Source organism: Flavobacteriales bacterium, from assembly GCA_016124845.1.
Taxonomy (GTDB): Bacteria; Bacteroidota; Bacteroidia; order UBA10329; family UBA10329; genus UBA10329.
Genome location: WGMW01000034.1, coordinates 1 through 21,665 on the forward strand (window position 1 = coordinate 1; position 21,665 = coordinate 21,665).

At 48.4% G+C, this 21,665-nt stretch carries 21 protein-coding genes and 1 tRNA gene; 6 read left to right on the forward strand and 16 right to left on the reverse strand.

Annotation, left to right across the window (positions count from 1 at the left end; genetic code table 11):
- The 5 genes from GC178_12970 to rocD form a co-directional block, all read right to left on the reverse strand.
- A partial coding sequence (locus GC178_12970) for a hypothetical protein (GenBank protein MBI1288476.1) occupies nucleotides 1-243 on the reverse strand: 243 nt, incomplete at its 3' end.
- Between the two features lie 959 nt (nucleotides 244-1,202).
- Nucleotides 1,203-1,583 (reverse strand): DoxX family protein, encoded by a 381-nt coding sequence (locus GC178_12975; protein ID MBI1288477.1) that lies wholly within the window; start codon nucleotides 1,581-1,583, stop codon nucleotides 1,203-1,205.
- 52 nt (nucleotides 1,584-1,635) lie between these two features.
- Entirely contained in the window at nucleotides 1,636-2,157 is a 522-nt protein-coding gene (locus GC178_12980; protein ID MBI1288478.1) for an NADPH-dependent FMN reductase, read from the reverse strand.
- Nucleotides 2,154-2,606: a hypothetical protein gene (locus GC178_12985; protein ID MBI1288479.1), complete on the reverse strand. Its 453-nt coding sequence runs from the start codon at nucleotides 2,604-2,606 to the stop codon at nucleotides 2,154-2,156. The genes GC178_12980 and GC178_12985 overlap by 4 nt, the downstream gene beginning before the upstream one ends.
- Entirely contained in the window at nucleotides 2,603-3,850 is a 1,248-nt protein-coding gene (gene rocD, locus GC178_12990) for an ornithine--oxo-acid transaminase (GenBank protein ID MBI1288480.1), read from the reverse strand. The genes GC178_12985 and rocD overlap by 4 nt, the downstream gene beginning before the upstream one ends.
- Before the next feature lie 144 nt (nucleotides 3,851-3,994).
- Between rocD and GC178_12995 the strand changes: the two genes are divergently transcribed.
- Nucleotides 3,995-4,078: transfer RNA gene (locus tag GC178_12995), tRNA-Leu, on the forward strand.
- Between the two features lie 55 nt (nucleotides 4,079-4,133).
- Nucleotides 4,134-5,030 (forward strand): hypothetical protein, encoded by an 897-nt coding sequence (locus tag GC178_13000; protein MBI1288481.1) that lies wholly within the window; start codon nucleotides 4,134-4,136, stop codon nucleotides 5,028-5,030.
- Between the two features lie 13 nt (nucleotides 5,031-5,043).
- Here GC178_13000 and GC178_13005 read toward each other — a convergent pair whose 3' ends face one another.
- From GC178_13005 to GC178_13020, 4 genes are all read right to left on the reverse strand, one after another.
- Nucleotides 5,044-5,403 (reverse strand): hypothetical protein, encoded by a 360-nt coding sequence (locus GC178_13005; GenBank protein ID MBI1288482.1) that lies wholly within the window; start codon nucleotides 5,401-5,403, stop codon nucleotides 5,044-5,046.
- A 2-nt stretch (nucleotides 5,404-5,405) separates the two neighbouring features.
- On the reverse strand, nucleotides 5,406-6,476 hold the full coding sequence (locus GC178_13010) for a branched-chain amino acid aminotransferase (GenBank protein MBI1288483.1): 1,071 nt from the start codon (nucleotides 6,474-6,476) through the stop codon (nucleotides 5,406-5,408).
- Nucleotides 6,477-6,548: 72 nt separating this feature from the next.
- On the reverse strand, nucleotides 6,549-8,972 hold the full coding sequence (locus GC178_13015) for a choice-of-anchor B family protein (protein MBI1288484.1): 2,424 nt from the start codon (nucleotides 8,970-8,972) through the stop codon (nucleotides 6,549-6,551).
- A gap of 43 nt (nucleotides 8,973-9,015) precedes the next feature.
- Complete coding sequence (locus tag GC178_13020; protein MBI1288485.1) at nucleotides 9,016-10,113, reverse strand: hypothetical protein; 1,098 nt, start codon at nucleotides 10,111-10,113, stop codon at nucleotides 9,016-9,018.
- A 75-nt stretch (nucleotides 10,114-10,188) separates the two neighbouring features.
- On the opposite strand from GC178_13020, the gene GC178_13025 reads away from it, so the two are divergent.
- Together GC178_13025 and GC178_13030 are read left to right on the forward strand one after the other, a co-directional pair.
- Nucleotides 10,189-11,406: a M28 family peptidase gene (locus GC178_13025; GenBank protein ID MBI1288486.1), complete on the forward strand. Its 1,218-nt coding sequence runs from the start codon at nucleotides 10,189-10,191 to the stop codon at nucleotides 11,404-11,406.
- Nucleotides 11,407-11,445: 39 nt separating this feature from the next.
- A complete protein-coding gene (locus GC178_13030; GenBank protein ID MBI1288487.1) occupies nucleotides 11,446-12,582 on the forward strand; it encodes a hypothetical protein in 1,137 nt (378 codons plus the stop codon).
- On the opposite strand, the gene GC178_13035 is transcribed toward GC178_13030, so the two are convergent.
- The 4 genes from GC178_13035 to GC178_13050 all read right to left on the reverse strand — a co-directional run bounded on the left by GC178_13035 (nucleotide 12,583) and on the right by GC178_13050 (nucleotide 16,145).
- On the reverse strand, nucleotides 12,583-12,756 hold the full coding sequence (locus GC178_13035) for an Arc family DNA binding domain-containing protein (protein ID MBI1288488.1): 174 nt from the start codon (nucleotides 12,754-12,756) through the stop codon (nucleotides 12,583-12,585).
- Nucleotides 12,757-12,918: 162 nt separating this feature from the next.
- Entirely contained in the window at nucleotides 12,919-13,779 is an 861-nt protein-coding gene (locus GC178_13040; GenBank protein MBI1288489.1) for an SPFH domain-containing protein, read from the reverse strand.
- A gap of 210 nt (nucleotides 13,780-13,989) precedes the next feature.
- The gene (locus GC178_13045) at nucleotides 13,990-14,985 is read right to left on the reverse strand and encodes an acyl-CoA desaturase (GenBank protein ID MBI1288490.1); all 996 of its coding nucleotides are present in this window, start codon (nucleotides 14,983-14,985) and stop codon (nucleotides 13,990-13,992) included.
- Between the two features lie 230 nt (nucleotides 14,986-15,215).
- Complete coding sequence (locus GC178_13050; protein ID MBI1288491.1) at nucleotides 15,216-16,145, reverse strand: LysR family transcriptional regulator; 930 nt, start codon at nucleotides 16,143-16,145, stop codon at nucleotides 15,216-15,218.
- A 178-nt stretch (nucleotides 16,146-16,323) separates the two neighbouring features.
- On the opposite strand from GC178_13050, the gene GC178_13055 reads away from it, so the two are divergent.
- Together GC178_13055 and GC178_13060 are read left to right on the forward strand one after the other, a co-directional pair.
- Nucleotides 16,324-16,743: a VOC family protein gene (locus GC178_13055; GenBank protein ID MBI1288492.1), complete on the forward strand. Its 420-nt coding sequence runs from the start codon at nucleotides 16,324-16,326 to the stop codon at nucleotides 16,741-16,743.
- Between the two features lie 34 nt (nucleotides 16,744-16,777).
- A complete protein-coding gene (locus GC178_13060) occupies nucleotides 16,778-17,254 on the forward strand; it encodes a DNA starvation/stationary phase protection protein (protein ID MBI1288493.1) in 477 nt (158 codons plus the stop codon).
- Nucleotides 17,255-17,331: 77 nt separating this feature from the next.
- Here GC178_13060 and GC178_13065 read toward each other — a convergent pair whose 3' ends face one another.
- From GC178_13065 to GC178_13075, 3 genes are all read right to left on the reverse strand, one after another.
- Nucleotides 17,332-18,198 carry a hypothetical protein gene (locus GC178_13065; GenBank protein ID MBI1288494.1) on the reverse strand — a complete coding sequence of 289 codons (867 nt, stop codon included), beginning with the start codon at nucleotides 18,196-18,198 and terminating at the stop codon, nucleotides 17,332-17,334.
- Nucleotides 18,199-18,975 carry a monofunctional biosynthetic peptidoglycan transglycosylase gene (gene mtgA, locus GC178_13070; GenBank protein MBI1288495.1) on the reverse strand — a complete coding sequence of 259 codons (777 nt, stop codon included), beginning with the start codon at nucleotides 18,973-18,975 and terminating at the stop codon, nucleotides 18,199-18,201.
- A 135-nt stretch (nucleotides 18,976-19,110) separates the two neighbouring features.
- The gene (locus GC178_13075) at nucleotides 19,111-21,381 is read right to left on the reverse strand and encodes an aconitate hydratase (protein MBI1288496.1); all 2,271 of its coding nucleotides are present in this window, start codon (nucleotides 21,379-21,381) and stop codon (nucleotides 19,111-19,113) included.
- Nucleotides 21,382-21,665: the final 284 nt, after the last annotated feature.

The window sequence follows — 21,665 nt, forward strand, 5'->3', positions numbered from 1 at the left end:
GACATGGTCACTGCTCACAACCCCACGCAGTATCTCCACATCCTCTGCATCACAGACCAGCATCAGAATACTGCGACACCGGAACTTGAGGTCGCCCTGAAGTATTCCGTATCTGTGCTTGGTCGCCCAGACCAGATGTACCGTCAGTCTTGAAACCGTACGTACGTCCGTTCGATCGCTGCTCTGCCACTGACGACAGGTATACTTTTTAGAAGCTAAAAGCGACATGCACTTAAAGTGCATAGTTTTAACTCTTTCTGTGACCAATAAAAACTTTTGTCTTCAGCAATACGACCATTTCTCAACCTACAATAGCCAGCACTAACCAATTCCCGATAATTAATACGCCTGTAGAACTTAATTGTCGAATCTTCTTGGGGGTCGACATACAACATTGATATTGCGATATCCGTATCATTTACCATGATGGCCTCATTTTGCAAATAGCCGTTTTCGTAGTAGTTGCGTCTGATACCATTAATTAGGCCATTACGATATGGAATGACACTCTCTACACTTCCACTTTCGTAATAGTAAAACGTCCATATAGTATCTTCTTTGCAATCAAGTTCTGCAACATATCTGTTTTGACCGTTTTCAAATTTGTCCAATACAACTTTGTGTGTCTCACACCTGTTGCATGAACTTAACCAAACAATTCCAAGGATTACGGACAAACACAGTTTGTAATTCATGTTGATGCTTGAATTACTAAAGTTTTTTCTATCGACTGCTGCGAATTCAATAACGGAATCGTATAACCTTTCCTATCACTAAACCTACAACAAAGCCCTGAATAAACAAATAGCATCCGCCCCGATTGTTTAGGCGGGCGCAAGCAAGTTCTTCAAGGTTTTGAAAAGCAGCGTGTTTGGTTAAGACCTTGAAGGTATTTGATGCCGAAGCGTAATTGGGAAAAGACCTTCAAGGTTTTTGAAACCTTTACGGTCTATGCGTGCGAAAGTTTTGAATAAACGCCCGCCCAATTGCTTAGGGCGGGCGCTAACAGTATTTTGGGTGAGTCTGTTCAATAAACTGTGTCAGATGTCAAGTAGATAGATTTGTTAACTATATAGACACAGTTTATTGAACAGACTCGTAGGATGGCAATCCGAGCTTCCGAATTTCGACTACACTTAGTTAAGAAGATAATGGAATCCGATAGGATCAGAGTCATTCACCAATACAGCCTTACGGACATTCTATGCCAGAAAGTAAAGGTCGATGATGACCAAAATGAAATAAGGCACCAACCCGCCCGCGCCCGCATAATCCTTGGCAATGCGCTGTCCGAAAAAGAGCATGATCAGCGAGACTGCGCTGACCAAGGTTCCCAAGAAAGCGAAGCAGTAGGTCTTGAACACCAGAGCCTCCACCGCTCCGATGGCTGAAATGACCCCTGCCGAAACTTCGAACAGCGTCAGCGTGCCCAACAGCAGCGGCACCATTCCAGCAAGAAACGACTTGGAGAAATGCCCCGTAAGCCAATCCAAATTTCCTTTCCAATCGAAAACCTTATCCAACCCCGATTGGATGAAAAGGATGGCGAGAAAAGTTGACACGAGACCTTGAATGAGCCACATTCCCTGAAACGGAGCAGCAAAATGACAATCGGAGATCAGACAGTTCAGCATGTCAGAAAGATACGAATCCGTTGAGTTGCAGGGCAATTTCCCTGTCCAAAACCTCATTTACCAATTGGCCGTCTGCTGTAAGCGAATGGTTGACCTGTGAGAGATAGACCTTCTTGCTATACACCTCCGAGCCAAGATAATGCAGCACGCCTGTGAGGTGATCCAATCCACGGATATTGCCCGAGCGGCCGCTTGCCAATCCCATCAACGCCACCTTTTTGCCTTTGAACTCGCCATGGTCGCATGCATCCATGAAGAACTTCAGATAGCCTGGAAATCCACCATTGTATTCTGGCACCACGAAAATGAGCTTCGAGGCATTGCGGATGTACTTCGACACCACCTCTTCAAACTCAGACGAGTTCTTACCATAGTGGCTGTCCTGAATCCATTGTGCCTCCACGTTCCGAAGGTCCAGTATCTGGTTATTTATACCGAGTTCAGTCAGTGCTTTGGCGTAAAGCTCAGCAACCTTCGAAGTGTTGCTGTCGGGACGATTTGTGGAACCGATAATGGTGATCATTCTGCCGATCGGGTTGACATTTGATCGAAGTAGTTCATGTCGCGTTCCAACAGGCCGCGCCCCAAATAGTAGATGTCGTCCGACTGGATGTTTTCCAAGTAAGCGATGGTCCGCTCGAACATCGCCGTGCCGAGATAGTACCAGTCGTCCTCCACTATTTTATTCAGCTCCTCCTTCTTCCCGCTTATCAGCGCCATGCCCAAGAAATACAGATCATCGTTCTTCACATATTTCAACAGGTCGGTCTTTTTGAAGAACAGCGACTTGGAGAGGTAGTAGATGTCATCGCTCTTCACATTCACCCAAGCCGATGTGTCGCCCGTAAGCAGCACATACCCCAAATAATGCAGGTCATCGCCATTGTAAATGGTGATCTTCTCATTCTGCGCCTGAACCGCATTCAGCGAGAGCAGCAGCCCAACGACCATATAGATAAACCGTGTTCTCACTTGAATGAATCCAATGTTGTTTTGATGATGTCGATGCACGCATGCAGTTGTTCTTCGGTCATGACCAACGGTGGTGCAAAACGAATGATGTTCCCGTGGGTCGGTTTGGCCAGCAGACCGTTTGAGGCCAGTTTGAGGCAGATGTTCCAAGCGGTCTTGCTGTCGGGAGAATCGTTGATGATCACCGCGTTCAACAGGCCTTTTCCTCTTACAAGAGAAACGAGGTCGTTGGTTTTGATGTACGCTTCCATTTCCGATCGGAAGATCTGACCGAGACGCGCTGCGTTCTCCGCCAATTTCTCGTCTGTTACCACCTGAAGTGCTGCCATGGCCACTTTACATGCGAGCGGGTTTCCACCAAAAGTCGAGCCATGTTCTCCAGGCTTGATGCAAAGCATGATCTCGTCATCTGCCAGCACAGCCGATACGGGCAATACGCCACCAGAAAGAGCCTTTCCAAGGATCAGAATATCGGGGCGTACATTCTCATGGTCCACCGCCAAGAGTTTTCCCGTTCGGGCAATACCTGTCTGGATCTCATCCGCAATAAACAGCGTATTATACTTGGTGCAAAGCTCACGGGCTTGGCTCAGGTAACCATCAGACGGAACATTCACACCCGCTTCACCTTGGATCGGTTCCACAAGGAATCCTGCCACGTTGGGATCCTGCAAAGCCTTTTCCAATGCCGCCACATCGTTGTATGGCACCATCTCAAAACCAGGCGTGTACGGACCGAAATTGGTACGCGCATCCGGATCGTTCGAGAAGGAAACGATCGTTGTTGTCCGTCCGTGGAAGTTCCCTTCGCAGACAATGATCTTGGCCTTGTTCGCCTCCACTCCCTTTTTCTCGTAAGCCCATTTTCTACAAAGCTTGATGGCGGTTTCCACGCCTTCCGCGCCCGTGTTCATGGGCAACAGTTTATCGAACCCGAAATACGCTGAAGCAAATTGCTCGTACTCACCCAATACATTATTGTAGAACGCGCGGCTGGTGAGCGTCAGCTTCTTGGCCTGCCCGGTAAGCGCATCAATAATTACAGGATGACAATGGCCTTGATTGACCGCTGAATAGGCCGAGAGGAAATCGTAATACCGCTTGCCGTCCGTGTCCCACACGAAAACGCCCTCTCCCCTTTCCAGAACAGCGGGTAGCGGATGATAATTGTGTGCACCATAGCGGTCTTCCAACTCAATTATTCCCTGTGCCTTGGCCGATATTTCCAGCAGTTCTTCTGTCATCATTTCCCTTTTACTCGCGTGTCTTTAAAATACGCCTTTCTTGCAGGCTCACAAATATATCAATTGCGGTTGCGGCCAATTTGTTCCAACGCAAGGCGTATTGTCTTTGGTCGCTCAAAAAAACGGCTAAATTTGCGCAACCTTGCCCAGGTGGTGAAATTGGTAGACACGCTAGCTTGAGGGGCTAGTGGCCGTTAGGCCGTGCTGGTTCGAGTCCAGTCTTGGGCACAATTTGAAAATGACTCTTCAAAGAATGGCGGGAAAATTGGTACGTACTCTGAGCATGAAATTCATCCTCGTAGTTCTGACCGCCCTATCGTTGACCGCCACCGCTCAGGAAATACGCGTAGGCGATTATTTCAATAATGTCGGTTCGCTGCGCAATCCTTCCACAGAATGGAAGACCAACGAATTCCCTTTCAAACTGGTTTTGATGTACAACAATGGCAAGACCACCATCAACGGAAACGCCATGTTCTTCCGCATTGAGGCTGCGCCTGAAGTAGGCATCGAGCCGGATGAGCAGAAAATTGTTGTTGGACAAGGCCGCAGTTGGGCAGCATTCAAATACGATTTCCAAGCCCCCGGCAAATACACCATTACCACGTACGACCGAGAGCATACCTTATTGGCAACTGCTTCCATTACCATAGAAGGCCCCAAAAAGCCCGAACCGAAGCCAGAACCTGTAGAACCGGAGAAACCTGTGGAGCAGGTGGTTACCAAAAAGGCCGAACTCACCAAAGAGGCCATCATCGAAAATGCGCCTGAGCCTGTTTTTGTAGAGCCGTTGGCAGAGGAAGAACTGACCGAAGAGGAGAAAGAAACCTTGGTGTTCGAGAGCTTCTACATCGCCTTTGGACGAACGGTACAAAGCGGCATGCTGATGGGGCAGAACGAAAAGTTCAAAGGTGTTCCCGGAGGAGTTGACCTGCAGGTTCTCTTCTCAAACAATGAAGGTTTTGGAACCGAGACCATTGCCGTGGAAGTATGGTACCGACCACAAGGAGGCAAGGAATACGACACAATGGTGAAGGAAATGACCGTACCTATTGGCAAAGGTGTAACGCAGGCCAACTTCCCATTGAACCTGAGAGACCGAGGAAGCTACAAGGTTTCGTTGTACACGGGTGGAGATGACCCTGTTTGGATCGGTTCTGGCTACGCGGCCATTTACTGATCTCCTTTACATCTTATTTAAGAATGCAGGTGACGTTCGCGGTGTCGCGATGGTAGATGCAAACTGCGGTATTGCCACTTTGCAGGGCACCGCTCTGCCAAGAAGCTTCAATGCTGTCGGTAAAGTTGCGATCACCGCACTGTACACCTGAATGGGCTGTTCCGGCACCTGTATTCACCGAACATTCGATGCAGTTATATTCTGAAGCCAATTCTGTTTCCTTGGCATCCACTTTTTTCTTGGTGCCGCAGTATTCATCCACATGACCAATGACATCTTGCGACTGCTTGAGGCGTATTTCGCACTCCACACATTTCTTACAGCCTCCGGCAATTACTGGAAGGATGGCTGCTACCAAGAGGAACTTCTTCACCATCAGTTCATACTCACCATCCAACCGAACTTATCCTCAGCTTCACCATAGCGAATGGCGTTCAGGTGCTCAGCAATAAGAGCAGACATTTTCCTCTCAGCGATCGGAGGCAGCATCATGTCCTTGCCATTGTAACCTATAAGTTCGATAGGTGCAATGGTGGCCGCGGTTCCCACTCCGAATGCATCCAACAGCTGACCGTGTTCGTAGGCCACTACGATCTCATCAATACTAATTCTTCTCTCCTCCACCGGAATTCCAAGGTCGGCTGCAAGTGTAAGCACACTATCGCGTGTTATGCCTTTCAGGATCGTATCTCCTGTTGGAGGAGTTACCAGCGCATCACCTATCTGGAACATGACGTTCATGGTGCCACTTTCCTCAATGTACTTGTGTTCAAAGGAATCGGTCCACAGCAACTGATGGTACCCCTTCTGCTGCGCCAGCTTGGTAGGATAAAGCGCACCACCGTAGTTGCCTCCCGCTTTGGCTGAACCGGTGCCACCTTTGGCGGCACGCGTGAACTGCGTTTCCACCATTACCTTGAGCGGTGTCTTGTAATACGGGCCAACCGGACCTGTGAAAATGATGCAACGGTATTTGTCGGATGGTTTCACTCCCAGAAATTCATCTGTAGCAAACATGAACGGACGGATATAAAGTGCGGCATCGGTCTTTTTCGGCACCCATTCCTTATCCACCTTCAGGAGTTCTTTGAGTGCATCCATCATCAGATCGACCGGGATGGTTGGCATGCACATACGTTCAGCAGAAACATTCAAGCGCTTGAAATTGTCTGTCGGGCGGAACATCATTACCTCACTTGTTTTGATGCGGTATGCCTTCATGCCTTCAAAGATGGTCTGCCCGTAATGCAACCCCAACATGGCCGGAGTGAATGGGATCTTTCCGTAAGGCTCGATCCTGAAATCGCTCCATTTGCCATCCTTATAATCTGCCACGAACATGTGGTCGGCAAACTCCTTCCCGAACGGAATGTTGTCGAAGTCCACTTCCTGTATTCGGCTTTGGGCTACTTTCTCGATCCTGATGTCCATAATGTCACTTTCCATGCTTGTTTGTTTTGGTTTGACCGCTTATCAAATTACGAAAAACGATCGATACAATTATACTTTGGCTGACGGTTACTGAACTACCAGCCTTTTCACTTGCCGAACGCCATCCACCGAAACCTCACAGAGGTAAACTCCTGCGGCCGCAGGAAGTTCAACCGTGTTCAACCCTGCATTCAGTCGTGTGGTCTGCCTTACTGTTCTGCCAGCGGTGTCAAGAATACGTAATTCTGCCTTCGTGAAATTGCCATTTATCAAAATGGTTGAAAACTCACTTGCTGGGTTGGGAAACAGAATGAAGTCAGCGGTTGCAGCCGCTTCCTGCATGCCCGTTGCATTGATGATCTCGAAATCGTCAATTCCACCTTCCACCAAGTGTCCGGGGGCAACATCCTCCACCTCTACGCGCAACCTCATATTGGAGGTAAGCGAAGCGTGCTGGTTGACCGGTATCACGAAATCCGTCCAAGTGCTATTGGTTGCAGGTAGAGAGGTAGAATAAACCGTGGTTGATCCATCGAGAATCTTCACGGTCATATCATCATTTGGAGCTCCACTTCCTCCGTCATTGAAGAACCAATACTTGAAGCGCAGGTAGGCCTGTTCCATCCCAGAGAGGTCCATGACCGGAGAGGTGAGGAGCGTGACGCCATCATCTACATCATCATCTCCGGGCTCGCCCCCACCGTTTCCGGTCACAAAGGCCATGGTGCCACAGTCACCCTCCACATCTTCTCCCGGGTTCGACTCCATATTATTGTAAACGGTACCGGCTGGCACCGCCCTTTCCCAAATACCGGTGGCCGCTGTTCCAGAAACCTCCCAACCATAATCCAAAGAAAAGTCATCATAGTAGCCCGGCTCCAGTTCAAAATCGGGAGCAGGCGGCAATGAATCGACATTGAGGGTGAGACACTGATCGTGATACCCCCACGCGCCTATGGCCACTTCATATTCGCCTTGGTAGAAGGTACCCGAAGTGTACATTCCCGTAGAGTCTGTGGTCAGTTCAATATCGAAAAACGGGTTGACCAGTTGCACGATGGCTCCCGGAACAGGGTCTCCGCTTCCTGATTCAGTTACATGTCCCGTAAGCACAAAGGGCACATCCGGCTGCAACTGTACATCAAGTATTACGGTCTGCCCATTGACCAGCTGCACACCATTGACGGTGGCCGGAAGGTAGCCTCCTTTCTGAAAGGTGACGGAATAGGTCCCGGCTGCTTCCAACCCTGTGGCGTAATCTCCGAAAAGGTCTGTTGTCTCGCTAACGGTAGTGCTGACAATATCTATCTGAACTCCGCTCAGTACGTTCCCAGAGCCCGATTCGGTGACATTTCCCTGCAAGCGCGCAGCACGTTTATATGTGGGTCCTACAATAAAAAGCCCCTCTTCAATATCGGAGATAAGGATGTTTCCGGAGGGAAGGTATGGCCATGTTCCCCAAGCTCCATTGAAGCCATCACCTTCAAAAGGGCTTGTGTCGTAATATCCCGTAAGGATGATATTGAACGGGTCGGATGCATCGTAGATCACCATGCCATCACGGTAATGTGAGGTAACCAGATAACCGTTGAAGTAATGCGTGTTGTGCGGAATGACGCCCTCTGTAAGTGGATGACGCACCTTATCGGTCTCTTCCACATCCAGCAGATTACTCATATTGTAGGCTGCCACGAATCCGCTGCCCACCTCATCCGTGGTAAAACAATAGGCATCATCATCTGATGGCCACACGTTATGCGAGAACTGGCTTGGCGTTTCCCATTGGGCCATCACCACCGGATTGCTGGGGACTGAAACGTCTACCACAAAAGTTCCAGCATCCAAGCAAGCTGCCCAAAGTGTATCGCCTCGCACAAAACCATCATGCACATAGTGTGCGTCCCAAACGCCCAGTTCGATCGGACTTTCCGGGTTCGAAACATCCAAGATGATGGCCCCGCCCGCTCCGTAATCGCTCCCGAAAATGTATGCCTTATGTGCCACCGAATCGATGAACATGTTGTGTGCCTTTGTCCAAGGCATGTTCTGCCCCGTGTAAACCGTGGATGAAAGCGTGGTGCTTCCAGGCAATGGCGACATATCGACTATCACCAGTCCACCGCCACCTTCGGTAACGCAGTAAGCGTGATCGTTATAGTAGAAAGGGTCGCGCCAAATGGAGGCCGGCCCGTTGATGTAAGAAACCTCGGTGGGCTGCGTGGGATCGGTCACATCCACAATGCTGAGCCCGCTGTGTGCGCCCACCAAGGCATACTCATGCCCGTTGTGGTGTGCACCCCGCACCTCGCTCAGTTCCTCATTATATGTAAGATGACCCAGCAGTTGGGTATTGAGTGCCGCCTGTCCGAAGCTGGTCAGTTGGCAAAGAATGAACCCAACGGCCATCCAGATAGTAGTGGTAATTCTCATGTAGTGGTTTGAATAGGAAACAAAAGAACACTTTTCACTTCGTCCCGCTGTCATAACCATGACGCCAAATGATATGATCATGTTGCCTCATAGAAGCAACTGCTGACTCATCAACAAGTCTTTATCAATCCTTCCACTTGGCGAGAAAAAGATTGGTATCGTGCGTACCTCCATTGTTGCGGTTGCTGCTGAAAAGCAGGTATTGGCCACTGCGTGAGAACATGGGGAACGCATCGAACACACCATCGGCAGTGATCTGTTCCAGACCCGTGCCATCAAGGTTTATCATGTAGAGATTGAACGGGTAACCCTTCTCCGAAGCATGATTGGAGGAGAAGATGATCTTCTCACCACTCGGATGGAAGAACGGTGCCCAGTTGGCACCACCGAGATCGGTAAGTTTACGAAGGTCCGACCCGTCCACATTGCAGATGTAAAGCTCCATTTCTGTGGGAGTGACCAACCCTTCTTTCAAAAGCGCTTTGTAGTCAGCTATTTCTTCCTCCGTCTTCGGACGGCTACTTCGGAAAATGAGTTTTTCGCCATCGGGCGAGAAGAAGGCACCACCGTCATAGCCCAACTCGTGGGTTATCTGCTTCACATCGCTGCCATCAAGGTTCATGGTGTAGAGTTCGAGGTCGCCACTACGCAAGCTGGTGAATACGATCCTGTCGCCTTTCGGAGAGACGGTCGGCTCGGCATCATAGCCTGCAGTATCGGTCAGCTGCGCGATGATGTTCCCGTTGAGGTCGGCCACAAAAATGTCGAAGCCGCTGTACACGGGCCACACATACTTGCCATCTTCCCGCTTGGCAGGTTTTGGCGGGCAATCAGGGTCATCGAGATGTGTGCTTGCATAGACAATGGTGGTATCTCCAGGCATAAAGTACGAGCAGGTGGTTCTCCCCTGCCCAGTGCTGATGAGCTTCGGCCGCTCGGTCATCATCCTTTCTGCATCCGCCACGGTGGTAAAGTAAATCTGGTCGCATGAATCTCCCCAAGCCGCATTGGTGGCCTGAAAAACGATCTTGCTGTCATCGAAACTCCAGTAGGCTTCCGCGTTATCGCCTCCGTTGGTCAGTTGTATCACCGTATCGAAATGCACTTCCTGCGGGTAATGCAACATGCTGGTCTTGGTGGCGCCTGAATAACTGTCGTGGCCATGTTTGTTTCCGCATGAAAAAAGGAAGAGGGTGAAAAGAAGGAAAAAAAGCGTTCTCATCATCTATGCAATTTTGTGTGCGCAAAGCTACTCGCATGATCGGGATTGTTGCGACATTCGCGGCAAATCAATGCAATGAGGTACACGTTTTTCATTCTCTCCTTTCTCGTTCTCTCGCTTAACACATGGGCGCAGAACGGCCTCGAACTTCTTAAAAAGGATGTCGGTTATCTGGCAGCCGACAAACTGGAAGGCCGCGAGATAGGCACCGAAGGCGAGCAACTGGCGGCCGAATACATTGCACGGAGGTTTGAGGAAATCGGTATTGCTCCGAAGGGAAAGGATGGTTATTTCCAAACCTTCTCGCGCAAGCAGGAACAAGATCCGCACAGCGCCACGCCTACCGATACAGGTGTGGTGGTAGGTAGAAATGTGGTTGCCTTCATAGACAATGGCGCCAAGGAAACGGTAATCATCGGTGCACATTACGACCACCTCGGCTATGGCGCACATGGTTCGCTATCATCCGATGGACCGGCCATCCACAACGGGGCTGATGATAACGCCAGCGGTGTGGCCGTAATGCTGGATCTGGCAGCCAAGCTGAAAAACGGACCCAAGGCCAACAACTATCTTTTCATCGCCTTCAGCGGAGAAGAGCGCGGACTTTGGGGTTCCAATTTCTTTACCAAGGAACCGACCCTGAAACTGGAGGACGTGAACTATATGATCAACATGGACATGGTGGGCCGCCTGAACGCAGAGAAAAAACTGGCCATCAACGGAACAGGAACTTCGCCTGTTTGGAAGGATGCATTGGAAACGATCAACAACGGACGTTTCGATCTGGTGCTTTCCGAAAGTGGTGTGGGTCCAAGCGACCACACTTCGTTCTACCTCAAAGACATTCCTGTGCTTCATTTCTTCACGGGGCAACATGAAGACTACCACAAGCCGAGCGATGATGTGGAGAAGATCAACTTTGAAGGGATGGAGCAGATCTCCGCGTTAATCTTCAATCTCATCTCCGAACTGGACGATGATGGCGAACTCGCCTTTACCAAGACCAAGGATGAGGATAAGAGCAATGCACCGCGCTTCAGCGTCACGTTAGGCGTTGTTCCCGATTATCTGTTCGATGGTTCTGGCATGCGCATTTCAGGCGTAAAAGAAGGCCGTACGGCAGACAAGGCAGGACTGATCGAAGGAGACATCGTCATCAAGATGGGCGATATTGATGTTACCGACATGCAGACCTACATGAAAGGACTTGCCGCCTTTAAAGCGGGAGACAAGACCACGGTTGTGATAAAACGAGGTGAAAAGACCTTGAAGAAAAAAGTTCAGTTCTAACACGACACAATATTTAGTGTAGCAGTGCGTTCGGGGCGGATGAAACATCTACTACCTTCCCTCTTCTTACTCAGCGTTGTGCTCTTCAGTTGCAAACCCTCTGTGAATGATGAGCCGATCGCAGAATTTCAAAAAACATTTCCTACAACTGGGAACCAAGAGGCCGACCGCCTTATCGCAGTAACCGATGGTATCGTTATGGTTGGCACCTCTACTGTTGGTAGCGACAAGCAGTTGCTATTGCTGAAAACCGACTTCAGCGGAAATGAGCTTTGGCGGAAAACCATGGCGAGCGGAACCATCGGATCGAGCATCAAGCACAGTTCAGATGGCAATCTGATTCTTGCAGGTTCTATCATCACAGAAACCAACGACAATGACCTTCTACTGATGAAGACCGATGCGAACGGCAACATCCTCTGGCAGCATCGTTATGGAGGAAGCATGCTGGAAATAGGCAATGATGTGATTGAACTGATGGATGGCGGTTTCATGCTGACCGGGTTGACCCAAAGTTTCGGGGCCGGAGTGGGAAAGATGTTTGTGGTGCGGACCGATGCAGATGGCAACGAACTCTGGAACCGCACCTTTGGCGGCAACGGTCAGGACGGAGGCACGGCACTCATCCAAACAGACCAGACACAGGTTTCGGTTTTAGGATTTACCAGCAGTTTCGGTGCTGGCGACCGCGACATCTACATTCAAGGCGTGAGTACTGATGGCGATAGTCTTGGTGCGTTTTTTTACGGTGGTTCGGGCTATGAGGAAAGCCATGCCTTTGAACTCACATCCGAAGGCGGATTTGTGATGAGCAACCATTCGGCCAGCAACGACCCGACACACATGCTTCTGGCCACGCGGCTCGATGCTAACATGCAGGTTGTATGGGAGAATGAATTCGGAACAACCTCAGCACATGAAGGTGGCGAAGGTGTTCTGGCCGACAGCGAGGGCAACTTTGTTTTCTTGGGGCGCACCAACAGCTTCGGCAATGACGAGCAGGTGTATTTCATCAAGACCGATGCTGACGGAAACACATTGGAAGAACTGAATTTTGGGGAAGCTGGTGATCAACGTGGATATGATATTACCGAACACGATGGTTCTTATTACTTCTGCGGAACTTCAATAGTAAATAATGATGCAGACATTCTGCTGATGAAACGGCCGATGTGATCATTCACTGCCCGAACCATTATTTTTCGGCAACCTTCCCGCTTCTTTCAACGCCCTGTTCACCAGCCATTCCAATTGCCCATTGGTACTGCGAAATTCATCAGCAGCCCATTTCTCGATGGCTTTCAATGTCTCAGGGTCGAGACGAAGTACAAACGGTTTCTTCTTCGACAAAACTCAGCTTGTTTTCTCCAGCAGGATCACGGTTCCATTCCGCTGGTCACTTGAAATGGAAATGGCGCGATAGCCTTTTCTGCATTCATCGTTCAACCTCGCTTCGAATTTCTCCATGCTCTCAAACAATTTCTTCCTAAGAATCTGATACTTTTTCATCACTTACTGATATAAACTTCCTGTGTTGACCACGGGTGATGCGCTCTTATCTGAGCAGAGCACCACCATCAGGTTACTTACCATGGCCGCTTTCTTCTCATCATCCAAGTGTACTATTTCCTTTTGGCTGAGTTCGTCCAGTGCCATTTCAACCATGCCGACCGCTCCTTCCACGATCTTCCTTCTGGCTGCCACAATGGCCGTGGCCTGCTGCCGCTGAAGCATCGCTCCCGCAATTTCGTTGGCATACGCTAAATGACTGATACGTGCTTCCAGCACCTCAATACCTGCAATTCCCAAGCTGTGATCCAAAGCTTCTTCCAACTTCTGATTCACTTCATCGCCTCCTCCACGCAATGAGATCTCCACTTCTGCATCATCATCCTGAAACTCATCATACGGATATGTTCCAGCCAAATTCCTCAACGCAGCCTCACTCTGTATCTGCACAAACTCGCGATAATCGTTCACATCGAATGCAGCCTTGTAGGTGTCTCTCACACGCCAAACGATCACAGCCCCGATCATGATCGGATTTCCCAACTTGTCATTCACCTTTATTGGCTCATTGTCGAAGTTGTGTGCCCGCAATGATATGCGGTGGTTTTTTGTGAACGGATTGACCCAGAAAAATCCGTTGGATTTCACCGTGCCTTTGTAATTCCCGAATAAAACCAATACCCAAGACTGGTTCGGATTGACGATAAAAAAACCAATGAACCCAATAAAGCTGATGATCAGGCCGATCAACCATAGAGGTTGCTCAAACATCAACGTTAACCAAATGAGTGCTGCGATGTAAAGAACATGCAGGGGAAGCATTATCCAACCTGATATGGGTTTGATTGACTTTTCTTCTTTCATGATTTATAATTTATATTAACACTACAATAGTATCATTTTAATATCACTTAAGCAAAACAAAAAAATCCCACCTGCTTTAGCAGATGGGATTTCCATTGATCAATAAATTCTACTTACTCGATGGTGTAAGTGGTCGCTGCCACATTCGAACAGGCAACGATGTTTACCACTCTTAAAAATGATCTGTATGAAACGTCCAGTCCGAACCGTTCAGTAAACTGCAACTGTCCTCGGAACGTCTTCCTTTCCGAGTGCGTACAGCATTTTCCCGTGGCCGAATACCGCTTCGGTAAACGTTGGAATGCAATGGTATTTCTCTCCGAATTCCTCGGCTGTTTGTTTGACGATCGGTGCCAACTGCGGATAATGCACATGACTGATCTTGGGAAAAAGATGATGCTCCACTTGAAAGTTCAATCCACCGACAAACCACGTGACAAGCCAGTTGTTCGGAGCAAAATCGGTAGTTGTTCGAAGTTGATGAATGGCCCATTCGTCCTTCATCTTGCCCTCATCAGTCGGCTTGCTGAATTCACATATCTCCATAATGTGAGCCGATTGGAAAACCATACCGAGCATCAATCCACCAATAAAATGCATTATAAAAAAGCATCCGAGTGTTGCATACCAGGGAATTGGCAATAGGTACATGGGCAACGCCAGGGTCAAGAAAAGATAGATCGCCTTTAGGAGAAGGATACGAAGGATGATCAGACTGAAACCCGTATCGTAATTGGTTGTCATCCCCGAATTACGGTAATCCACCAGCTGCTTGAAATCCTTCATAAAAACCCAACTCACGGTCATCAATCCGTAGAAGAACCAACCGTAAATGTGCTGGAAACGATGGATGCCTCTGCGCTTGGCGAACGGTGAAAACCGCAGCATCGGAAAGGTGACGGTATCGGCATCCAACCCATCGATATTGGTGTAGGTATGATGCAGAATATTGTGCTGGATCTTCCAGTTCTCGGCACTTCCACCGATCACATTCAGCAGAAAACCAACCATTTTGTTGACCATCTGATTCTCTGAATACGAACCATGATTGGCATCATGCATCACGCTCATACCAATACCCGCAATGCCGATTCCCATCAGCATCCAAGAAAGGATGATGGTGGGAACGGAGACCGTCACGCCCGCAAGCATAAGAATCAAGGGCAACGCGTAGATCGATACCAGAATGGTGGTTTTCAGATACATGCGGCCGTCTGCATATTTCGAAATTCCGTTTTCGGTAAAATAGGCGTTTACACGTTTGTTGAGCGTAGCGGAAAAACCGTCTTTCCCAGACCGATGCGCGAATTTGACGCGCTGAATAGTTTCTTGGGCCATTTAGGCAGATAAATAATGTAGGCTGTCTAAAAATCTGTAATTCAATGGATTCCGTTTGTCATCAAATGGTCAACTGTTCATTTGTTACTAACACTCCGTCAGATGGCAATGACCTTACCTTCCGTGTTCAGTAATTTGCTTGGAATAGATGACCTGATGGTCTCGGCCAGAGCATCGATCATAGCGGTTTTCACATGCACACGATTGGTCACAATGCTCACTTCACGAACGGGTGGATTTCCTTTGAAATTCCGTAGCAGTTGCCGTTGCTTTTGAGAAAGATTGAGCGTGGCCAGAAACGGCAGAATGGTCATACCGCGATGGAGTTCCACCAAGCGTTCCAATGTTTCCAATGAACCACTTTCGAACACGAAATTATGCGTCTCGTCATTCTGGTGCGCCTTGCAGATGTTGAGAACCTGTGCCCGCAAGCAATGCCCTTCGGAAAGCAACCACGTATCGTCCAGATCGAGTTCGGAAGCATCAATTTCCTTGTGATTGAAAAGCCTGTGATTGCGCCCCACGTAAGCCACCATCGGCTCATTGAACAACACTTTTTCTTGGATTCCTTGTTCCTCTAAAGGTGTTATAAGAATTCCCAAATCGAGGTCGTCTCTTCTGAGGCGTTCGACAATGATATCCGTTTGCAATTCCTGTACAAGCAATCGAATGTTCGGATGATCTGCTTCGAACTTGGGCACGAACAACGGTAAGAGATAAGGTGCCAAGGTTGGAATGATGCCAATATGCAGTTCGCCACTTAGGTTGCCCTCCTGCTCGGAAATGATCTCTTTCAAACGCTCAGATTCCTTGAGAATGACCTTGGCCTGCGCCACGATCAACTCTCCCAACGGAGTTGGAATGAGCGGCTTTTTGGAGCGGTCGAAGATCTTGACACCGAGTTCATCTTCGAGTTTCTGAACTTGCATAGTGAGCGATGGTTGGGTGACAAAACATCGGTCGGCTGCGCGGACGAAGTTGCGTTCGATGTCGAGGGCGCGGATGTATTCGAGCTGCTGGAGTGTCATAACCCCCTCTGCCCTGCGGGCATCTCCCCAAAAGGGAGAATTTCCCAGATGAATAATAGGTGATCCATTCTCATTTATAGTTATTATCTATTCAAATATAGATACTATTGATTTGACTGATACTTATTTGACGCGCACCTTTACATCGTAATTCAATCAATAACCAAAACAAGGAGTCATGAAGACATCAGCATATTTGGAACACAACAACATCACGGTCGGCAATTTGGATGCGACCATCAAATTCCTTCAGATCGCGCTTCCTGAGTTTGAGATTCGCGGAAGTGGCGTGCACAAAGGCAGAAAATGGGTTCATATTGGAACGGACGACAGCTATTTGGCGCTTAACGAAGCAGTTATCCGATACGAAGAAGCGGAGCGTTACAGTGGCATCGGATTCAACCACATGGGTTTTGTGGTTTCGGACGTGAAGGCGGTCGGAAAGCGGCTGGAAGAAGCAGGTTACGAACGAAGTTACCCGCTGACTGAACAAAAGTTCCGTATTCGCGATTACTTTTTAGACGAGGACTGCAATGAATATGAGTTCATCCAATACTTGAGTGAGAAGCCTGAGGAGCGGAACTCATACGCAGACTGATGAACCTTTTTACTAATCACATAAAATCTATACGATGAGTACCAATCAAATAGGATTGAACAAAGAAAAGTCGAAACAATTGGCCACGGAGTTGAACACGCTTTTGGCCAATTATCAACTGTTTTACCAGAACCTTCGCGGGTTCCATTGGAACATCAAAGGGTCGGATTTCTTCGTGCTTCACCCGAAGTTTGAAGAGCTTTACAACGATGCGATCATGAAAGTGGATGAGATTGCTGAACGTGTTCTGACGCTTGGCGAAACGCCTTACCACACTTTCAGCGATTACCTGAAGCACTCGACCATTAAAGAAGCGGCCAACGTTTCTGATGGCGAAGGCTCGGTTTCGGCCACGCTTTCCAACTTTAAAACGCTGCTCGAAATTGAACGCAGGATCCTTGATCTTTCTGGCGAAGTGGGCGATGAAGGAACCAACTCGCAAATGAGTGATTACATCACCGAGCAAGAAAAGACGGTTTGGATGCTGACGGCTTACCTCGGTAAGAAGTAATACGTTGAAATGAGAAAAGGGAAAACGTGTCTCGAATTGGGGCACGTTTTTCTTTTTGCGTTTTCTGTCCTTCGAATTCAGAACAACTCTTTCAGATTTTTCTGAATCGTTTCTGAAAGCGCATCTGTTGGAAGGTCGTTCGCATCTGTTCCGAATGGATCTTCGATCTCTTCCGCGATCAGCTCCAAGCTGGCGAGAATGTAAAAGATGAACACCACCACGAAAATGGTGGAATAGCCGAAATCGCGCACAACTCCGAACGGCAAGCTCATCACATACAGAAAAATGAACTTCTTGATGAATGCGCTGTACGAATACGGAATGGGCGTTTTCTTGATGCGTTCACACGCTCCAATGATGTCGGTCAGCGCTCGGAATTCACTATCGAGCACGATCTGCTGTTCATCCGATATCAAACCGTCTTTTTTCAAAAACAGAATCTGCTCATAAAGTTGCTGCGCGATGGCATTTGGGACGTGACCTCGTTTCAACGCCTCAACTTTATCGAATTGCGGATGTTCTTCCAATTCATCGGCAATCACGCCTTCACGCAAATGCTCTTTCATAGCAAACACGTAATTGGTGATGAGCACACGGAAAAGTTGTTTTCGTTCGGGCTGATCTTCAGGAACGATATTGCTGAGTTTGATGGAAAGATTACGCGTGTTATTCACCAACGCACCCCATTGTTTGCGACCTTCCCACCAGCGGTCGTAAGCGGTATTCGTTCTGAAAACTAGCAACAGCGAGATCACAAAACCGACCAATGAGTGAAACCCCATGGTACTGGCAAACTTCAGGTCGAAAACCTCAATTTCCACATAGCAGAACACGATGGAAATCACAGCCAGTACCAACATGGTCGGCAGCAACTGTCGAAATGTATCGTACTTGTGCAGCTGAAAAATGATGCTGAACCAGCTTTTCGGGTTGTAACTGACCATTTATTTCTTCTTCGATTTCTTTTGAACGGGCGGTTTTCCGTAGTCCAATTTACCGCCCCAATGCGCCATCTGACCCATTGTCCATGATTGGCGTCCACGAACATACGCACTCGGATTTACAGCGGAATATTTACGCGGACTTGGAAGAATGCTTGCCAGCAACGCTGCTTCGGCACTTGTTAATTGAGAAGCGGGTTTCTTGAAATAGGTCTGCGAAGCCATTTCGGCTCCGTAAATACCATCGCCCATTTCAATCACATTCAGGTACACTTCCATGATGCGTTCTTTGCTCCAAATGAGTTCGATCAACGCAGTGAAATAGACTTCCATCCCTTTACGAACCCATGTTCTGTCTTCCCAAAGAAAAACGTTCTTGGCCGTCTGTTGACTGATAGTACTTGCTCCGCGAACACGCTTTCCTTTCTGATTATGTTCAATGGCCTTTTCAATGGCTTCTACATCAAAACCATTGTGGTCAAGAAATTTCTGATCCTCGGCACAGACGACCGCCAGTTGCAGCTTATTGCTGATCTCGTCCAAAGGCACCCAATCCTTTTTCAGTCGAATGGGTTTCTCATCCTGAAACTGCTCAACACATCGCGATAGCTGAAGAATAGTGATAGGCACAGGCACGAAGCGGTAAACAACCACCATGAGAATACTGAAAAGGAAAAGTCCGAGTATGGTCTTTCCAACGAAACGCAGAATTCGCTTGAACCAACCGCCTTTTTTGGCAGATTTCGTCCTTTGGGGTGAGTTCTTCCTTGTCTTGGCCATTTACCCGTCTGTCACATTTACAGGGTAAATATTGCAGAAACTTGTATCATTTACAGGGTTAATTCAATAAAAAACGGGCGACCAAGGCCGCCCGTTCCATACCATTTCATGGTACGGGTTTGATGCATCAAACCCCTACGCAGACTGTTGCTTCTTGATCAAATTCAGAGCAGAACCCGCCTTGAACCACTCGATCTGCGCTTCATTGTAAGTATGGTTTGCCATGATGGTGTCTTTCGAACCGTCCGCATGAACCACTTCGATGGTCAATGGTTTGTCTTCGGCAAAGTCTTCCAAATCCACAAAGTTGAAGGTGTCATCTTCCTGGATCTTATCGTAATCTGCCTCTTTGGCAAACGTCAATCCGAGCATTCCCTGCTTTTTGAGGTTTGTTTCGTGAATCCGAGCAAACGATTTCACCAGAACTGCTACAACTCCTAAATGGCGTGGCTGCATGGCCGCATGTTCTCGCGAAGAACCTTCTCCGTAGTTGCTGTCTCCCACTACAACGGTCGGAATGCCAGCAGCTTTGTAGGCTCTCGCCACGGCAGGAACTTCCCCATAAGAACCGTCCAATTCGTTTTTCACCTTATTCGTTTCACCGTTGAACGCGTTCACAGCGCCCGTCAAAGTGTTGTTCGAAATATTATCGAGGTGACCACGATAGCGCAACCACGGACCAGCCATCGAGATGTGGTCGGTAGTACATTTCCCTTGCGCTTTGATGAGCAGTTTCGCCCCCATGATGTTCTTTCCATCCCAAGGTTTGAAAGGTGTGAGCAACTGCAATCGCTCGCTGTCTGGTTTCACGACCACTTCCACATTACTGCCGTCTTCTGCAGGGGAAACATATCCAGGATCATCGACATCAAACCCTTTTGGCGGAAGCTCAAATCCATGCGGTTCGGCCAATTTCACCTGCTCGCCTTTATCGTTGGTGAGCGTGTCGGTAATTGGGTTGAAGGTCAGATCCCCAGCCATTGCGATGGCAGCCACCATTTCTGGTGAAGTTACAAACGCATGTGTGTTCGGGTTACCATCCGCTCGCTTCGCGAAGTTTCTGTTGAACGAGTGAACGATGGAATTCTTCTCCTGCTTGTCAGCTCCCGCCCTCGCCCACTGACCGATGCACGGACCGCAAGCATTCGTGAAGATTCTCGCACCCAGTTTCTCAAATGTGTTGATGAAACCATCGCGTTCAATCGTAAAACGTACCTGTTCCGAACCTGGATTGATACCAAAGTTGGCTTTCGGTTTGAGACCCTTTGCCAAGGCATCCTCAGCAATAGAACATGCTCTTGAAATGTCTTCGTACGATGAATTGGTACACGAACCGATCAATCCCCACTCGATTTCAGTCGGCCATCCGTTGGCTTTTGCCTTTTCCTTCATTTCGGCAACTGGTGTGGCCAAGTCGGGTGTGAAAGGCCCGTTCAAGTGAGGGCTCAACGTAGAAAGATCGATCTCGATCACTTGATCGAAATACTTTTCTGGGTTTGCATAAACCTCGTCATCACCTGTTAAATGCTCTTTGATGCCGTTTGCCAGATCAGCAACTTCGGCTCTACCCGTTGCGCGCAGGTAACGCTCCATGCTTTCATCATAACCGAAGGTTGAAGTCGTGGCACCGATCTCCGCACCCATGTTACAGATGGTTCCTTTGCCTGTACACGACATGCTTTTGGCACCTTCTCCAAAGTATTCGACAATCGCACCAGTTCCACCTTTTACGGTCAGAATGCCAGCCACTTTCAGAATAACGTCTTTTGGTGCGGTCCAGCCGTTCAGTTTACCTGTCAACTTCACACCGATCAATTTCGGGAATTTCAACTCCCATGGCATTCCCGCCATCACATCAACGGCATCTGCGCCACCAACTCCAATGGCAACCATTCCGAGACCGCCTGCATTTACCGTGTGGCTGTCGGTACCGATCATCATTCCGCCAGGGAAAGCGTAATTCTCCAAGACCACTTGGTGAATGATACCCGCTCCTGGTTTCCAAAAACCGATGCCGTACTTATTGGAAACGCTTTCGAGGAAATTGAAAACCTCCGAACTCTTGTTCATCGCTTCCTGTAGGTCGGCACTTGCACCGATGCGCGCTTGGATCAAGTGATCGCAATGCACGGTTGATGGAACCGCGACTTTCTTCTTCCCAGCCTGCATGAACTGCAACAACGCCATTTGGGCCGTTGCATCTTGCATCGCTACTCTATCTGGATCGAAATCCACGTAGGATTTCCCGCGCTCGTAGGCTTCTTTGGCCTCGCCATCCCAAAGGTGCGCGTACAGAATTTTCTCTGATAATGTGAGCGGTTTGTCCACCGCTTTTCTGGCCGCAGCAATACGCTCAGGGAACTGAGCGTACACCTGCTTTATCATTTCAAGATCGAATACTCCCATGTTTTCAAAATTTTTGTCGAGTTACTAAATGGTTGGCAGAATAAAAATACTGCCTTGTACAAACCCAACAAGCGCGGTCATTTCTTGTTCCGATAAATCTGTTCTTCAGTCAGCAGAGAAAACAATTTACGGAAAACGGTTTTTTTTAGCCACAGATGCGCAGATTTTCACAGAGAATAGTCTGTATTCTTCTGTGTTTCCGTGGCCATTTCATACCTTCAAAAGAAAGGACACAAAAAAACCCGAACTGTTCGCTCGGGTTTTCTAAATCAAATACTCGATTG

What these genes read in the sequence shown, in the direction of transcription:
- GC178_13055 (MBI1288492.1), top strand. Translation starts at nt 16,324, where the DNA reads ATGAAGACATCAGCATATTTGGAACACAACAACATCACGGTCGGCAAT.
- mtgA (MBI1288495.1), bottom strand. Translation starts at nt 18,975, where the DNA reads ATGGCCAAGACAAGGAAGAACTCACCCCAAAGGACGAAATCTGCCAAA.
- GC178_13075 (MBI1288496.1), bottom strand. Translation starts at nt 21,381, where the DNA reads ATGGGAGTATTCGATCTTGAAATGATAAAGCAGGTGTACGCTCAGTTC.
- GC178_13065 (MBI1288494.1), bottom strand. Translation starts at nt 18,198, where the DNA reads ATGGTCAGTTACAACCCGAAAAGCTGGTTCAGCATCATTTTTCAGCTG.
- GC178_13000 (MBI1288481.1), top strand. Translation starts at nt 4,134, where the DNA reads ATGAAATTCATCCTCGTAGTTCTGACCGCCCTATCGTTGACCGCCACC.
- GC178_13030 (MBI1288487.1), top strand. Translation starts at nt 11,446, where the DNA reads ATGAAACATCTACTACCTTCCCTCTTCTTACTCAGCGTTGTGCTCTTC.
- GC178_13040 (MBI1288489.1), bottom strand. Translation starts at nt 13,779, where the DNA reads ATGAAAGAAGAAAAGTCAATCAAACCCATATCAGGTTGGATAATGCTT.
- GC178_13025 (MBI1288486.1), top strand. Translation starts at nt 10,189, where the DNA reads ATGAGGTACACGTTTTTCATTCTCTCCTTTCTCGTTCTCTCGCTTAAC.
- GC178_12980 (MBI1288478.1), bottom strand. Translation starts at nt 2,157, where the DNA reads ATGATCACCATTATCGGTTCCACAAATCGTCCCGACAGCAACACTTCG.
- GC178_13060 (MBI1288493.1), top strand. Translation starts at nt 16,778, where the DNA reads ATGAGTACCAATCAAATAGGATTGAACAAAGAAAAGTCGAAACAATTG.
- GC178_12975 (MBI1288477.1), bottom strand. Translation starts at nt 1,583, where the DNA reads ATGTGGCTCATTCAAGGTCTCGTGTCAACTTTTCTCGCCATCCTTTTC.
- GC178_13020 (MBI1288485.1), bottom strand. Translation starts at nt 10,113, where the DNA reads ATGAGAACGCTTTTTTTCCTTCTTTTCACCCTCTTCCTTTTTTCATGC.
- GC178_13045 (MBI1288490.1), bottom strand. Translation starts at nt 14,985, where the DNA reads ATGTATCTGAAAACCACCATTCTGGTATCGATCTACGCGTTGCCCTTG.
- GC178_13050 (MBI1288491.1), bottom strand. Translation starts at nt 16,145, where the DNA reads ATGACACTCCAGCAGCTCGAATACATCCGCGCCCTCGACATCGAACGC.
- GC178_13015 (MBI1288484.1), bottom strand. Translation starts at nt 8,972, where the DNA reads ATGATCATATCATTTGGCGTCATGGTTATGACAGCGGGACGAAGTGAA.
- rocD (MBI1288480.1), bottom strand. Translation starts at nt 3,850, where the DNA reads ATGACAGAAGAACTGCTGGAAATATCGGCCAAGGCACAGGGAATAATT.
- GC178_13010 (MBI1288483.1), bottom strand. Translation starts at nt 6,476, where the DNA reads ATGGAAAGTGACATTATGGACATCAGGATCGAGAAAGTAGCCCAAAGC.